We start from the raw sequence: 14,018 nt of genomic DNA, 5'->3' as shown, positions 1-14,018 counted from the left end.
ACACGTTTCAGGTATGATAGACATAATGGAAAGAAAGGTTGGTGTTCTATGATTATCTCTGAAAACATATTCACCGTTCGTGACTTGACCTATCGTATTCGGTCTGCTGCAATTGGCGATGCCAAGCAGTTATCAGCGCTCAGACTGAAAATTGATGGTGAAACAGAATATTTAGACCGTGAACCAGGCGAAGCCTTTCTTCATGAAAAAGATTTTGAGGTGTTGATTCAAGATGATACCAAAAAAAGCAGGCATTTATTTTTGGTCGCTGATATTGAAGGAGAAATTGTTGGTTTCTCCAGATGTGAGGGACATTCACTCAAGCGCTCTGCTCACAAAGTGACTTTTGGGGTCGCCATTCAAAAGGATGTTTGGGGCTATCACATTGGCAAAGAGCTTTTAGCCGCTTCTATTGACTGGGCTGATCAGCAAGGCATCCAGAAGATGTCACTTCAAGTGCTAGAAACGAACCAAAAAGCCATTCGGTTATATGAGCACCATGGCTTTCTGATTGAAGGGGTATTAAAAAAGGATAAACGTCTGGCAGATGGACTTTATTACAATACTGTTGTGATGGGCAGGCAGCGGCCAAGCTTCTGACTACTTACATCACATAACCCCATACCATTGAAATCGCACTGTATATTAGAAGCAGCCCCATGACATACTGGAACGGTCTTTCATAAGCAGTCAAAAAGCGCTTATACAAAGAGCCAAATAGGCTCCAGCTAAATGTACCGAGAAATCCAATAAGTGCGAGAATCAGCGTCCATATGACATACTGCATATTCGATTGTCCATATGGCAAAACAAATGTTGAAATCACAGTCAATCCATACAAGATCGCTTTTGGGTTGATAAATTGCAGCATCATACCAGGGACAAAATGATTGTAACGATCAAGTGTTTCGTCATCCCCGCCTTTACTTTTCATGATTTTGACCGCTAAATAAATCATGTATGCAGCTCCGATGAACGCCATGACCCAGCCTATTTTCGGCATCACTTGATAAAGAATGATATTAAAGAAGCAACTCAAACACAAAATAACGAGAAATCCGATACCCACACCTAAACAAAATCGAAATGTTTGCTTGACCCCATATTTATTCGTAAAGACCATGGCCATGATGTTGTTTGGCCCTGGGGTAAAGCTGCTCACAAAAGCATAGATCAACATAGAAAGAATCATAGTTGCCGCCTCCCTTGTACGTTATTAAGACTTTAATTACTTTATTGCGTATGTTACGTTTTATTGTAACGTTCGGTCTTTATAAAGTAAATAGAGAAAGGAGTTTTTTTCATGGAAGATGTACAATCGATTATTTCTAAAAATGTGAGGCTTCTTAGAGACCAAAAGAAATTAAGCCTCGAAAAGATGGCAGAATTAACAGGTGTCAGCAAAACCATGATTGGACAAATTGAAAGAGGAGAATCAACCCCTACCATCACGACTTTATGGAAAATCGCCAACGGATTAAAGGTATCTTTTAGTGAGCTCATTCACGCACCACAGCCTGAAATCAAAGTAGTACGCAATGAAGATGCACAGATTTTAACGGAAGATGATGGGCGATATCGCGTATATACGACTTTTCCTTTTGATAACCGGGGGAAATTTGAAGTGTACCGAGTAGAAATTGATCCTGGCGGGTCGCTGCATGCAAATGAACACATTGGCGGGACAGAGGAATTGATTACCGTTTTTGAGGGAGCGCTTGATATATCCATTGGAGATGAGCAATACAGCTTAAACGCCGGCGACTCCATTCGTTTTAAAGCGGACCGTACGCATGCATATAAACAAACCGGAGAACAAATGGTCCGGCTGCAAATGATTCTTTATTATCCTCATGAAAAAAGCTGACAGGCTTGTCCACCTGTCAGCTTTGCATTTTATTTAATTAAATCCTGGATCGCGTACCACTGTTCCAGTAAATGTGACACTATATTTTCCTAATCCCAATTCTTTAATAGAGGTTTGTTTTAAAATACCGACCCAGCCATCCTCTGCATATACAATACTTTCTGGGATGTTTGATGTCGTATATGTTCTTGTTACTGAAACAGTTCGACTGGCCTGAGCCGTTATTTCACTGTTTGTTTGCTCCTTTGCTTCCACTGGAGTAGTTGTGACCCCAGCACCCGTTAAGACAATTGCTCCAACCAAAACAGAAGACATGACCTTTTTCATAAAAAAATCCCTCCCTTTTTTTGTAGAACATAATAACCATACCATAATTCAGTACTTATATAAGATATTTTTTCATTTTTTTGAAAATTATGATATGATTGTCTTATGTTGGATAGAGAGTGTTTTATACTTCTGTGCTTTTATCCTCATCTCATTCCGTCAAACAATTGTGAACGGAGGTGATTTCATGAAAAAATGGCTCATCTGTTTTCAACTTGTTTTTCTCTTCACCTTGACGACCACACCACTTGCTTCTGCTGCTTCATGCCCTTCAGTGAAACCTTGTGTCATTGATCCTTAAGCATCAAAAAGGTCGATCAAGCCTATTCACTTGATCGACCTTTTTCGTTATGCTTGCTCTGCTTCCCAGCGGGCAACCTCTTCTCTTACTTTAGGAGCGACTTCTTTTCCAAATAGCTCAATGGCTTTTAATACTTGATCATGCGGCATTGAACCAACTGGTACATGAAGCATAAAACGCGTGATTCCTACATTTTTTCTTAGGTGAATCACTTTCTCTGCCACTGCATCTGAATCTCCTACATACAGCGCGCCTTCTAACGTTCTCGCTGCATCAAATGTAGAACGAGTATAAGGTCCCCAGCCTCGCTCTCTTGCTAACGTATTCATCACATGCTGTGTGGAAGGGAAGAATTGGTCTGCTGCCAGTTCTGTTTCTTCCGCAACAAATCCATGCGAATGTGACGCCACGGTTAATTTCTCTGGGTCATGTCCAGCGTGCACTGCCGCTTGCTTGTACAGCTGAACGAGCGGTGCGAACTGTCTAGGACTTCCGCCAATGATGGCAAGTACTAAAGGCAGTCCCAATAATCCAGCACGTACGACAGATTCACGGTTTCCTCCACTGCCGATCCAGATTGGAAGCGGATCTTGAACAGGTCTTGGATATACGCCGACATCTTGAATAGCTGGGCGATGCTTTCCGCTCCATGTGACACGCTCAGACTGCTGTAATTTGAGCAACAAATCAAGCTTTTCTTCAAATAATTCTTCATAGTCATCAAGGTCATAGCCAAAGAGCGGGAATGATTCAATAAATGAACCACGGCCTGCCATAATTTCTGCACGCCCGTTTGATAGTCCATCTAGCGTTGCAAAATCCTGAAAGACACGAACAGGATCTGCTGATGAAAGGACTGTCACTGCACTTGTCAGGCGGATATTCTTTGTTTGTGTTGCCGCAGCCGCTAAGACAACAGCGGGATTCGATGCTGCGAAATCCTCACGGTGATGCTCACCTACGCCAAATACATCAAGGCCGACTTGATCTGCTAAAATAATTTCTTCGACTACTTCTCGAATACGCTGTGCGTGACTGACTGTTTTTCCTGTTTGAAAATCAGGTGTTGTTTCTACAAATGTACTAATTCCTAGTTCCATGAGTGGAACCCCCTATCTTATAAGTATGTTACGAATTCAGAGACTGGCTTTCGGTAGCCTCTCGGTTGTCTGCTCTCTACTTTTTCTTTTCCTAGTGTGATCATTAACACGGGAACCAAATCCGACTCGATGTTGAGCACCTTTTTCATGACATCAGGGTCAAAGCCGATCATTGGGCACGTGTCCCAGCCCTTGTTTTTGGCGGCGAGCATAAACAGCATCGCAGATAATGAAGCATTGCGGATTGCCTCTTCTTTCTGAAAATCCGATCCTCTCTGTTCATAAAAGCTCATCGTCTCTCTGACCATTTCTTCGTATTGCTGCGTGTTTAAAATGCCAAGCATTTTCAGACCTTCATAAATGTTCGCCGCTTGCTGATAAGCCTTTGTGTCTCCCAGTACAATGATCGCTGCTGAGGCGGAATGCACTTTATATTGTCCAAATGCAGCTTCTCTTACTTGTTCTTTAAGACCTTCTGTTTGGACGACGACATATTGTGTGTGCTGTAAGTTAAAAGCAGATGGTGCCATTTTGACCTCTTCAAAAATGCTGTTAAGCTCTTCTCTCGAAATCGAGATATTTGGCAAAAAATTTGATGCGGATCGTCTTTCACGTACCAATGTATCAAAGCTGAGAGTCATCTTGTTTCCCCTTTTCGTGAAGTTGTTTTGCACCTAAACCGACTTTTTTTAATAATTCAATGAGCTGTTCTTTTTCTTCTTTTTCAATAAAGGATAGGTTTTGTGAAATGACATCTGTGTGTTTAGGAAAAATGTCGTCAAACAATTGCTTTCCTTTTTCCGTCAGTAATACATGAAATACACGTTTATCAGAGGGCGCACATTGCCTTTTCACGAGCTCTTGTTTTTCTAGTTTGTTCACGACATATGTCATACTTCCACTTGGGATTGACAGGATGTCGCTGATTTTTTGGACGGGATGTGGCCCCTTACTATAGAGCAATTCAAGGATCTGAAAGTTTTCAAATCCGATATCATAACGTTCAATGTCTGTTTGAATATTTGTAAAAAGAGCTTGATAGGCTTTCATCCACACGCGGAATAGCCTTAAGTCTAATTCATGTTCATGCTGCACCATGGCAACTACTCCCTTTTTAAGAAATCCTAAAACTAGGATAAATTTATCCTAACACTAGGATATATGATTGTCAACGAGTTTGTTTCATAAAAAAAAGACCACCTCAAATCAGTGATCTTCTTCTTTTAAGACAAAATGCAATTCAGCTATCTGCTTGTATTGTTTGACTTCTTTTAATGAAAACCTGGATTCTATATCTGCTGGGGAAAACAGGGGAATGCCTCTCCCAATCATGACAGGAGCAATTTGAAGATAAAGCTCATCAACCAATCCTGCTTTTATGAAAAACTGAAGCAGTTCCCCGCCGCCGACAATCCAGATATGCTGACCTTCTTCATGTTTTAATTTTTTCATAAAAGATAAGATATCTTCACGAATGATATGGGTTCCTTTCAAACTGTCTTGTAAAGTACGTGACATGATATAACATGTCTTTCCTTCATAAGGAAACTCATCTGGTGACAGCTGTAGAACCTGCTCATATGTATTTCGCCCCATGATCAGCGTATCAACTGACGCATAAAAGTCATCATACCTCGTTTCTTCTTCGCCCTCTGTTCCTATTAACCAATCGAGCCTGTGATCCTCTCTCGCTAAATAGCCATCGATACTCATTGCCCCATAAAAAAGCAGCTTCCTTTTCTGACTCAATTCCATCACTCCCTTACCTTAAATGAGAACATATATTCTATTTTAATTGTATCAGAAAGGAAAGACAAAGTATATATGGATTTTTCATCATCCGTTTTCATGCCTTCAACACCGTGATTCACTAAGGTATCCTCTTCAAGTAATGATATAATAAAATCAGTTCAATCAATGATCATACTTGGAGGAGAAACTGATGATACGACGACTTGATCATATCGTGTTGACTGTACAACATATGGAGGACACCATTCGCTTTTATACAAACGTATTAGGAATGAAGGAAGAAACCTTTGGAGAAGGCCGTAAAGCGCTTCGTTTTGGTTTACAGAAGATCAATATTCATGAAGCTGGTCATGAATATGAGCCGGCAGCGGCTCACCCACTTCCAGGCTCTAGTGATTTGTGCTTTATCACCGATTTAGATATGGACAGTTTGCTCCTGCACCTTCGCAAGCAAGTAGTTCCTATTGAAGAGGGGCCTGTCAGGCGCACAGGTACATTAGGTCCGGTTGAATCTGTTTATATCCGTGATCCTGATCTGAATTTAATTGAAATATCTCGATATATAGAGGAGGGTGATCCGTCATGACCCGCTTATTTTTGAGACCGATTGAAGAACAGGATTATCTGGGTATTCAAAGAGGATGCCAGCATGAAGAAACACTTTACATGACTGGCACACGAAAAACGTTCACACTAGAAGAAATTCGTTCAGCCTACACCCGATTTTTACAAGATGACAGCAGACGAGATTTCGCCATTTGTCTGTTAGACACGAAAGAAATGATTGGGGATGCGGCGATTGTGGATATTGATCCAATCAATCATACGGCAAGCTTCCGCATTGCGCTTCATGGACCAGAACATTTCCAAAAAGGCTATGGCACCGAAGCTGTCCGAATGGTTCAAGCATTCGCCTTTGAGACATTAGAACTCAATCGCCTTGAGCTCGAAGTCTTTTCCCACAATCCGAGAGCCTTCAGAAGCTATGAGAAAGCCGGATTTCAATATGAAGGAAAAAGGCGCCAAGCGCTTTATTTCAATGGTACCTACTCAGATGTGATCATCATGGGCATCCTTCGTGAAGAATACAATCAGATGAACAGTGGAGATGCCCCTGCTTAAGAAGGGACATCTTTTTTTAAAATTTGAATCGCTGTGACGATGATCAAACAAATCATGGAAGAGAGAACGATAGAGACGCTTGATATACTAAGCGCCATGCCTTCCCATCTGCCAATGAAGAAACTCGCTATCAATAAAACCAATCCAAATAGAATAAAGCATATAGGGAGGATCAGACCCGCATGACGGTTTCTGCCTTTTTTCCCTGCCCACCATGAGAGACACAATACAACGATTGTAAAAATAGCGGTTTGCAGCCAAAACATGTTGTTTCAACTCACTTTCTCTTTTTTTATTTTATGACGATGGAGGTACTTCCAATGAACATGAGACCCATTGAGCAAAAAGACAACCCGTATATCGCAGCGATTATCCGCCAGTCACTAGAATCGGCGAATCTGGCGATTGAAGGAACCGCCTACACTGATCCCCACCTTGACCAGCTGTTCGAATACTATCAATCATTGACTCATGCAGCCTATTGGATTGCTGAAGAGAATGGCGATATTCTGGGCGGCGTAGGCATTGCTCCATTTACTAACGGAATATGTGAATTACAAAAGCTTTATCTGAGTCCAAATGCTCAAGGAAAAGGTGCTGGCAAAAAACTGATGGATACAGCGCTGCAATATGCCTCTACATACTATGAAGCATGTTATTTAGAAACCCGCCAGGAATTAACTGCAGCCACCGGCCTTTATCAGCGATATGGCTTTTCTCTTCTTTCAGAGCCGATTGAAGGCTCTGAGCATTCTGCAATGGATGCTTGGTATCTCAAAACCTTCTCATCATGAGCTGTAAAACAATCGATAGGTTTTTGTCCGCTGAAAGCCTAGCTTTTCTGCCAGTTTGATCGAAGTTAGGTGATGGACATCGCAATCCCAATGCGGTGTCCTCTTATTTTCAAGACAATTCTTGATCATATGCTGACCCGCCAGCTGCGCTAAACCTTTCCCCCGGCAGGCTTCTTCTGTCCAAATATCTATCTCTACACGATCTTCACTTGAAAAAATGGAGACACATTCACTCACCACGTTCTCACCATCTAAGATGGCAACTCCGATTCCTTTTGATAGAAAGCGCGCCGCTCTCCCCCAATAGGCTTCGTAATAGCTAGGCGTGAAAGCCCTGCTTGCATTGATCACCTGTTCTTTTGTCCGCTCTACTCTGTAGCCTGAATGAGACGCAGAAACATAAGATTGTGCTTGCGAAAAAACGTACGCATGTCTTTCCATCTCTTTCAGATGTGATCCAAGACAATTTTTCATCATCACATCTGTCGATTGATTCGCTGAAAATATGGTAAATCGGCCGTTTTGTCTTTTCTGCCTTTCGTAAATATCCACAATAAACGCCGAGAAGTGTGACAGCTCTTCTTCTCTCTTGCCTGCAACATAATAAATGCCGCATGCTGTTTCGAGAAAATAAATACGAGGGTGCACTGCATCATCTACATAAAGATTCCCTTGTATGAAACCATCCATGACCGCATCTACAAACACTGGATATGCCGGATCGATCTGGCGAATCCCTTCTTTTATCGATGCTGTCCTTTGCTTTTCCAAAAGATGCATGGCGCTCCCCTTTTCCAAACATGTTCTTTCCTTCCATTATATATAAAAAAATGCGCGCATGCAGTGACTCTTTGCAACAAATAAAATTCTTTCTCATTTGCTTTCCTCTATTGCTATGCTCATTGTGAAAGGAGGTTTATGAATGAGGGTTTGGTTTTATTTAGAAACAAGAAAAGGTTGTGAAAAGTAAACGTCATCAACCATCCACATGGCACAGGCATTAAAACACCTGAAGCCGCAGTCTTAAAAAAAGAGACCTCGTTTAAAAGGTCTCTTACTTCTTCATTCATTATTCTGCTGCTGTCTCTTCTGTCGCCTTCACCTTCCAAATAAGGGGTAAGCCTACCTGCGAATAAAAATGGGACATGAATATTTTGATCGGATAATATGCCGCCAAGTGCCGGGTCAAAGATCGTACCATTACTTATGTAGGCAGAGTTCATTTTCCTACACATACTGAAACCGCAGTGGAAGAGATAATAAATCACTTGACGCTGAAACTTAACAGAGCAATGTTTCTTGTCATCTTCTCATATGATCATTCTCTCTCTCTAAAAATGAATCACCCCTAATTCTAATGCTGCTTTAATTGCTTCCGCTCTTGAAGTGACCTCCAGCTTTTGATAAATATTTGTTAAATGAGCTTTGACAGTTCTCTCGGAAATCCCCATATCAAATGCAATTTCCTTACTTCGTAATCCTCTAGCCACTGCTTGCAAGACAAGCATCTCTTTTTCAGTCAGCATGTTTATTTCTTTTTTCAAATGGTTCGGAGTCACTTGATACTCTGTTGATTCAAATACCTTAGCAGCGACGTTTGCTTGAAGAAGAATATCTCCTCTGATAGCTGCTTCAATTGTATAAAATAAATTTTCCCTGCTGGCATCCTTTAAAAGATAGCCCTTTGCTCCAAGTTGCAGCCCTTCAATCATTAATTTCTCTTCGTTATAGGTAGTGAGAATCAGGACCGGTACTTTTAATTGAAGAGACTGCATCTCTTTTAGCATCTCAAGCCCACTCATGTTAGGCATGTTGAGGTCAAGTAATACAAGGTCTGGAGCCTTCTCTTTCAAGACATCTAACCCCTTTGCCCCATCCTCTGCTTCACCAACAACATCAAATCGTTGATCTGTCTCAAGAATTAATTTTAATCCTTCTCTAACAACAAAATGATCATCGACAATCACAATTTGATAAGACATTGTTTTTACTCCTTTTTCAAAGGTATGGTTACCGTCACTTGTGTACCTTCATTTTTTTCACTTTTTAAGTGTAGCTGTGCATCAAGCAGTCGGGCTCGTTCTGACATACCTATTAGACCGTAATGCCCGGAAGTGGATTCTTGTTTTTTCTCATCAAAACCCACTCCATTGTCTGTGATTTGCAAGGAGATGTGATCTTCTTTTTGCTCCATCACCAATTCGACTTTACTTGCTTTGGCATGCTTGGCAATATTCGTCAAACATTCACTGACAATGTATACGGTATGTTCGATGAGAAAAGGGGACACTTGATAGGAGACAGCCACTTTTGTATGAACTGGAATATTCGTCGCCGTCATAAACCGATTCACTTCATCTTTCACAGAATCAGCTAAGTCATATTGATCCTGGCTATATGTTCGAAGGTCGTCAATGACCAATCTCGCCTCACCTAATGTCGTCCGCGCATGGCTCATTGAACCTTTAATAATGCTTTGAGCACGCTCAACATTCTGATTCTCTAAATGTGCATGGGCCGCTTCTAGCTGCATAATAATACCTGCCAGTCCTTGTGCAAGGGTATCATGTAAATCTCTCGCCATTCTTTGACGCTCATTTGCAAGTGTCAGCTCTTCCACTTGTTGATGTGCCAATTCAAGTTCCTTTAAAAATGTTTGTGTACGAATTCTAGCTTTGACTTGTCTAAAAAATAAAATGGAGTATGCGATGACTACAATCAGAATCAAAAACAAAATAGGAATGTATACCGTCAAATCATCTGTATCATTGACCAAAATAAGTGCAAGAAAAAAAAGGACATAAAAACTAAGCCCTGTCAAAATCACCTTCAATGTATGATAATATACCCCAATACTTTGCGCAATTAGTACCGGTAACAGACCAATTAAGATCACAGGGGAAGCCGCCTGCATGACTGAAACACAAAGTAGAATCACAATTCCTTGAATCAGAAAATATACCCATGGATTCTGCTGAAACCAGTAAAATGCCCACCAATGCAGAATCAGATGTATGGCAATAAGTGCAGAAAAAAACAGGCCAGAAATTGCTATTGGGGTGGTTATAAACTGAAATATCATTGCTGCAATATAAACAAGAATGACCCATAATAATGTTGGAATCCGCGAATAGATCATTTCATTAAAAGGGTCTACCCGTCGTTTCGCCATAAATAATCACCATCCGAGCCTCATATTCACTCAAAAAATACCGCCCACCCTTTATCGAGGTAATGGCGGTATCATCAATCATACCATGTAAGACTATCAGTGACTAAATCACCTTCTCTTCTTTCTCTCCTTTCTCTTCTTTCTGAGAAATAGACTCACCTTCAATGTCTATACGTGGAAGCCAGCTTTCGAGCCATTTGGGTAAGTACCAAGCAGCTCGTCCGATCAGCATCATACAAGCTGGGATAAAAGTCATTCTTATGACAAATGCATCAAACAGAACACCGAATGCCAACGTTAACCCCATTGTTTTAATGATCAAGTCATCTGCAAAGATAAAACTAGCAAAGACGAGGATCATGATTAAGCCTGCGGCAGTCACTACTCTTCCACTGTGCTTCAAACCTGATACAACGGATTTTTTCGCATCACCTGATAGAAGGAAATCTTCTCTCATTCGACTGACTAAAAAGACTTCATAATCCATTGCAAGACCAAATAATATTCCTGTCACTAGTACAGGCATAAAGTTTAACAATGGGCCATTTGCTGGTATTCCAAACAATGGCGCAAGGTGTCCATCCTGTAAAACAAAGACTGAAAAACCTAGTGTAGCGGTCAATGTCATAAGGAATCCTAAAACCGCTTTTAATGGAACAAGGAAGGATCTAAACACAAGAATCATCAAAATCAAAGCAAATCCAATAATGACTCCTGCAAATTTCGGTAACGCTTCACTGAGTCTATCTGAAATATCTATATTAACTGCCGTAGAACCAGTAACAAGTAATTTCGTATCATACTTTGCAGCAGTTTGACTAGATTCATTTCGTATATCTTTGACTAATTGCTTTGTCGCCTTATCTTCTGGACCGCTTTTCGGTAAGATGGTCAGCATGGCGTACTTACCCGATGGATTAGGAACAGCCGGTGCCACTTGTTTGATGCCATCCATCTTCTCTAATACTTTTGTTGTTTTCTCAATAGATTTCATTGCGTTATTTGCATGGGAGGCATCAATGATAACAACCAGTGGCCCATTAAACCCTTTGCCAAACCCTTCTGCTAACAGGTCATAGCCCTTGCGTTCAGTTGTTTCCTTCCCCTTCATACCGTTATCAGGAAGACCCAACTCCATATGAAGTGCTGGCCAACTAAATAGACCAGTCAATACAATGACACCTAGGATGATTTTACCTGGATACTTTTTGATAAACCTTCCCCAAGCTGTTGTTTCTTCTTTTTGTTGAGATTGTAATTTAGAGAACCATTTATTCTTTCTTGAAGGGCTTACTTTATCACCAAGAATCCCTAGTATCGCAGGAACAATTGTCAGAGACACAAGCATAACTGATAGTACCATGAATGCAGCTACAAGACCCATCACGCCTAAAAATGGTATACCGACTAATACAAGTCCGCATAGTGCAATCACGACGGTGACACCTGCAAACAATACAGCACTGCCTGCTGTAGCAACAGCTCTAGCAGCTGCTTCTTTCAATTCGTAACCCTCTGCTAATAACTGTCGATATCGAGAAATGATAAATAATGCATAATCAATTCCTACGGCAAGTCCAATCATCACAGCTAATGTAAGACTAAATGCAGACATATCAACAAAATTTGAGGTAATTAATATGACCATCACGCCGATTATTAACCCAATGACAGCCGTCAAGATCGGTAGTCCTGCAATCAATAATGAAGCGAAGGTAAAGGCTAAAATAAAGAAGGCCATGACAATACCTATGACTTCCGAAATCCCGCCTACCTCAATTTCTGAGAATGTGACGGAGCCTCCTAATTCTGTTTGGATGCCAGCCTTTCTTGAAATCTTAATACTATCTAATACTTTCTCTTTTGAGGATGCTTTTACCTCACCCGCCTTCACCCGGTATGTAATATCCGCATACCCTATTTTCTTATCTTTACTAATAGCAAATGTCTGATATAAATCCGTCACTTGCTTGACTGCTTTATCCTTTTTGACTTCTTTGATCGTTTCGTTCAATTTATTTTTTACTTTTTTTGTTTCTAATGTTTCGCCCTTAGGTGCTTTAAAGATCAGACGAATCGTCCCGCCATCATCACCTGCTGGGAACTTTTTCTCCAAGAGATCCATTGCCTTTTCTGACTTTGTTCCTGGAATCGACATATCTCCATTAAATGAAACACCTGTCCCTATTGTTGCCGCCACAACAGCTACTAAAACAAATAACCAACCGATAATCATCCGTTTCGGCTTAGAAAAAGCACTTTTTCCTAAATGATATAAAAATTTTGCCATTCACTTACTCCTTTTTCTTCAACTTCATGAACTTCATCTTTTTATTCTAAGCAATGAGATGATCGATTAAAATTGTACTTTCGGGCAAAAAGCACTGTACTTTTAGGCAACAAAAAAAGGGCATCTTCTTAAGATCCCCTTTAAATCGTTTATGAGGCGACTGTTTTTCGTCTCGTTCTGTTGATTTTACCGACAAACATATAGCCATATTTATAATGATTTGCTAACCGAGACAATAGGATAGGTCCAGCAATTGCAAGTGCTGATATTATGAATGTCCCCACAAAGAATGGATAATCTTTTAATTGTCCCCATAGTAACACAGAGATACCTAGAAAATACCCGTGAAGCAAATAGATGGTGAATGAATATTGACTAATGACAGCTACGAAAGGTGGAACGCTTTTTACTTTAGAAAACAAGAGAAAGCATAAGAAGACAATACTGATTGTATAAAGAACAACATCTGGCCTCTTAGAAGAAGGCTCGAAAAAGCCTACATATGTATTGCTTAGAAGGGTCACTGCTGAAATCAGAACAAGTCCATACACGGCATACTTAAAATGATGAAGTCTTGTGATAAACTGCTGATAATTCACTCCACAATAATAGGCTAAACAAAAATAGAATAACCAACCTGGAAATGGAATCCATTCTAAGCCGAACATTGGATTAGGTAATTGAGGTTGTGGGATTTTGACGAGGTTCATGACACTTAAATAACCAACTGTGATGATAAAGGAGATCGGCAATACCCATTTGGCTGAGGTACGCTTAGCCATTTTGTGAAAAAACATATGCAAAAAGTAAAATTGAAAAATAATCAGAACAAAATAACCAATATAATTTCCCAATAAGACATTTGCTGAAGCTCTTTTAAAGAAGTCAGCTGCCCCTCCATTTAACGATGCCGAATGCAAAAAACCATCGACAATCCCAATAAATGCAAATGGAAAAAAGATGGCTTTCACTCTCTTCCACATAAATCCTTTAGGTGTACCATTTGGATAAGAATGCGCCAATAAAAACTCAGAAATGAAAATAAAACTCGGTGTACTGAACATGAGTAGTGCTACAAGAATAGATGATGATTGTGGGCTAGATAAAATGGCTATTGCATGAATGAGCACAACACTCAAACACGAGATACACCGAATATAAAAAATCTCTTTAATTTGCATTGAAAATCCTCCTCTAGCATTTTGGTAAAATATGTATCATGTTAACATGAATAACACCTCATCAACAGGGACCTTGTGATTATTTCAATACTCTATCCACAGGAACAAAAAA

At 40.4% G+C, this 14,018-nt stretch carries 17 protein-coding genes and 1 pseudogene; 5 read left to right on the top strand and 13 right to left on the bottom strand.

All coding sequences use genetic code 11. The features are described from left to right. Window positions 1-48 precede the first annotated feature (48 nt). On the top strand, window positions 49-600 hold the full coding sequence (locus MHB79_RS02850; protein ID WP_137055590.1) for a GNAT family N-acetyltransferase: 552 nt from the start codon (window positions 49-51) through the stop codon (window positions 598-600). A gap of 4 nt (window positions 601-604) precedes the next feature. Here the strand turns inward: MHB79_RS02850 and MHB79_RS02845 are convergent, their stop codons facing one another. Further along, on the bottom strand, window positions 605-1,192 hold the full coding sequence (locus tag MHB79_RS02845; protein WP_003214091.1) for a LysE family transporter: 588 nt from the start codon (window positions 1,190-1,192) through the stop codon (window positions 605-607). A 111-nt stretch (window positions 1,193-1,303) separates the two neighbouring features. Between MHB79_RS02845 and MHB79_RS02840 the strand changes: the two genes are divergently transcribed. Beyond that, window positions 1,304-1,867: a helix-turn-helix domain-containing protein gene (locus MHB79_RS02840; protein WP_003214401.1), complete on the top strand. Its 564-nt coding sequence runs from the start codon at window positions 1,304-1,306 to the stop codon at window positions 1,865-1,867. A 33-nt stretch (window positions 1,868-1,900) separates the two neighbouring features. On the opposite strand, the gene MHB79_RS02835 is transcribed toward MHB79_RS02840, so the two are convergent. The 5 genes from MHB79_RS02835 to MHB79_RS02815 form a co-directional block, all read right to left on the bottom strand. After that, entirely contained in the window at window positions 1,901-2,194 is a 294-nt protein-coding gene (locus MHB79_RS02835; protein ID WP_044140610.1) for a hypothetical protein, read from the bottom strand. 348 nt (window positions 2,195-2,542) lie between these two features. Beyond that, complete coding sequence (locus tag MHB79_RS02830; protein WP_050945655.1) at window positions 2,543-3,595, bottom strand: LLM class flavin-dependent oxidoreductase; 1,053 nt, start codon at window positions 3,593-3,595, stop codon at window positions 2,543-2,545. 17 nt (window positions 3,596-3,612) lie between these two features. Then, window positions 3,613-4,236 (bottom strand): nitroreductase family protein, encoded by a 624-nt coding sequence (locus MHB79_RS02825; protein WP_340988906.1) that lies wholly within the window; start codon window positions 4,234-4,236, stop codon window positions 3,613-3,615. Next, window positions 4,220-4,693: a MarR family winged helix-turn-helix transcriptional regulator gene (locus tag MHB79_RS02820; protein ID WP_003213943.1), complete on the bottom strand. Its 474-nt coding sequence runs from the start codon at window positions 4,691-4,693 to the stop codon at window positions 4,220-4,222. The genes MHB79_RS02825 and MHB79_RS02820 overlap by 17 nt, the downstream gene beginning before the upstream one ends. Before the next feature lie 108 nt (window positions 4,694-4,801). Further along, on the bottom strand, window positions 4,802-5,344 hold the full coding sequence (locus MHB79_RS02815) for a dihydrofolate reductase family protein (RefSeq protein WP_003214351.1): 543 nt from the start codon (window positions 5,342-5,344) through the stop codon (window positions 4,802-4,804). A 193-nt stretch (window positions 5,345-5,537) separates the two neighbouring features. Here MHB79_RS02815 and MHB79_RS02810 point away from each other — a divergent pair, with 193 nt between their 5' ends. Together MHB79_RS02810 and MHB79_RS02805 are read left to right on the top strand one after the other, a co-directional pair. Then, entirely contained in the window at window positions 5,538-5,933 is a 396-nt protein-coding gene (locus tag MHB79_RS02810; protein ID WP_340988903.1) for a VOC family protein, read from the top strand. Further along, window positions 5,930-6,469: a GNAT family N-acetyltransferase gene (locus tag MHB79_RS02805; RefSeq protein WP_050945653.1), complete on the top strand. Its 540-nt coding sequence runs from the start codon at window positions 5,930-5,932 to the stop codon at window positions 6,467-6,469. Before MHB79_RS02810 ends, MHB79_RS02805 begins: the two co-directional genes overlap by 4 nt. Here MHB79_RS02805 and MHB79_RS02800 read toward each other — a convergent pair. Beyond that, window positions 6,466-6,735 (bottom strand): YesK-like family protein, encoded by a 270-nt coding sequence (locus MHB79_RS02800; RefSeq protein WP_106030202.1) that lies wholly within the window; start codon window positions 6,733-6,735, stop codon window positions 6,466-6,468. The two genes, MHB79_RS02805 and MHB79_RS02800, sit on opposite strands and share 4 nt — an antisense overlap. A gap of 54 nt (window positions 6,736-6,789) precedes the next feature. Here MHB79_RS02800 and MHB79_RS02795 point away from each other — a divergent pair, with 54 nt between their 5' ends. Then, complete coding sequence (locus MHB79_RS02795; RefSeq protein ID WP_137055586.1) at window positions 6,790-7,263, top strand: GNAT family N-acetyltransferase; 474 nt, start codon at window positions 6,790-6,792, stop codon at window positions 7,261-7,263. Here MHB79_RS02795 and MHB79_RS02790 read toward each other — a convergent pair. From MHB79_RS02790 to MHB79_RS02770, 6 genes and pseudogenes are all read right to left on the bottom strand, one after another. Continuing rightward, a complete protein-coding gene (locus MHB79_RS02790; protein WP_340988900.1) occupies window positions 7,258-8,043 on the bottom strand; it encodes a GNAT family N-acetyltransferase in 786 nt (261 codons plus the stop codon). The two genes, MHB79_RS02795 and MHB79_RS02790, sit on opposite strands and share 6 nt — an antisense overlap. Window positions 8,044-8,332: 289 nt before the next feature. Then, window positions 8,333-8,486, bottom strand: a pseudogene (locus MHB79_RS19000) (MFS transporter); the annotation flags it as partial. Between the two features lie 108 nt (window positions 8,487-8,594). Beyond that, window positions 8,595-9,245: a response regulator transcription factor gene (locus tag MHB79_RS02785; protein WP_340988898.1), complete on the bottom strand. Its 651-nt coding sequence runs from the start codon at window positions 9,243-9,245 to the stop codon at window positions 8,595-8,597. Window positions 9,246-9,250: 5 nt separating this feature from the next. Next, window positions 9,251-10,435, bottom strand: coding sequence for a sensor histidine kinase (locus MHB79_RS02780; protein ID WP_253621813.1), 1,185 nt, complete (start codon window positions 10,433-10,435; stop codon window positions 9,251-9,253). Between the two features lie 103 nt (window positions 10,436-10,538). Next, complete coding sequence (locus MHB79_RS02775) at window positions 10,539-12,725, bottom strand: MMPL family transporter (RefSeq protein ID WP_340988895.1); 2,187 nt, start codon at window positions 12,723-12,725, stop codon at window positions 10,539-10,541. A gap of 149 nt (window positions 12,726-12,874) precedes the next feature. Continuing rightward, window positions 12,875-13,906, bottom strand: a complete 1,032-nt coding sequence (locus tag MHB79_RS02770) for an acyltransferase family protein (protein ID WP_340988893.1) — start codon at window positions 13,904-13,906, stop codon at window positions 12,875-12,877. Window positions 13,907-14,018: the final 112 nt, after the last annotated feature.

The sequence above is a fragment of the Bacillus sp. FSL M7-0558 genome, assembly GCF_038003245.1.
Taxonomy (GTDB): domain Bacteria; phylum Bacillota; class Bacilli; order Bacillales; family Bacillaceae; genus Bacillus; species Bacillus pumilus.
The sequence above is the reverse complement of the archived record's forward strand: the minus strand, read 5'-3'. Positions and strand labels throughout refer to the sequence as shown.

Bases quoted from the DNA above. Each gene is read 5' to 3' on its own strand.
- MHB79_RS02850 (WP_137055590.1), top strand. From the start codon at position 49: ATGATTATCTCTGAAAACATATTCACCGTTCGTGACTTGACCTATCGT.
- MHB79_RS02845 (WP_003214091.1), bottom strand. From the start codon at position 1,192: ATGATTCTTTCTATGTTGATCTATGCTTTTGTGAGCAGCTTTACCCCA.
- MHB79_RS02840 (WP_003214401.1), top strand. From the start codon at position 1,304: ATGGAAGATGTACAATCGATTATTTCTAAAAATGTGAGGCTTCTTAGA.
- MHB79_RS02835 (WP_044140610.1), bottom strand. From the start codon at position 2,194: ATGAAAAAGGTCATGTCTTCTGTTTTGGTTGGAGCAATTGTCTTAACG.
- MHB79_RS02830 (WP_050945655.1), bottom strand. From the start codon at position 3,595: ATGGAACTAGGAATTAGTACATTTGTAGAAACAACACCTGATTTTCAA.
- MHB79_RS02825 (WP_340988906.1), bottom strand. From the start codon at position 4,236: ATGACTCTCAGCTTTGATACATTGGTACGTGAAAGACGATCCGCATCA.
- MHB79_RS02820 (WP_003213943.1), bottom strand. From the start codon at position 4,693: ATGGTGCAGCATGAACATGAATTAGACTTAAGGCTATTCCGCGTGTGG.
- MHB79_RS02810 (WP_340988903.1), top strand. From the start codon at position 5,538: ATGATACGACGACTTGATCATATCGTGTTGACTGTACAACATATGGAG.
- MHB79_RS02805 (WP_050945653.1), top strand. From the start codon at position 5,930: ATGACCCGCTTATTTTTGAGACCGATTGAAGAACAGGATTATCTGGGT.
- MHB79_RS02800 (WP_106030202.1), bottom strand. From the start codon at position 6,735: ATGTTTTGGCTGCAAACCGCTATTTTTACAATCGTTGTATTGTGTCTC.
- MHB79_RS02795 (WP_137055586.1), top strand. From the start codon at position 6,790: ATGAACATGAGACCCATTGAGCAAAAAGACAACCCGTATATCGCAGCG.
- MHB79_RS02790 (WP_340988900.1), bottom strand. From the start codon at position 8,043: ATGCATCTTTTGGAAAAGCAAAGGACAGCATCGATAAAAGAAGGGATT.
- MHB79_RS02785 (WP_340988898.1), bottom strand. From the start codon at position 9,245: ATGTCTTATCAAATTGTGATTGTCGATGATCATTTTGTTGTTAGAGAA.
- MHB79_RS02780 (WP_253621813.1), bottom strand. From the start codon at position 10,435: ATGGCGAAACGACGGGTAGACCCTTTTAATGAAATGATCTATTCGCGG.
- MHB79_RS02775 (WP_340988895.1), bottom strand. From the start codon at position 12,725: ATGGCAAAATTTTTATATCATTTAGGAAAAAGTGCTTTTTCTAAGCCG.
- MHB79_RS02770 (WP_340988893.1), bottom strand. From the start codon at position 13,906: ATGCAAATTAAAGAGATTTTTTATATTCGGTGTATCTCGTGTTTGAGT.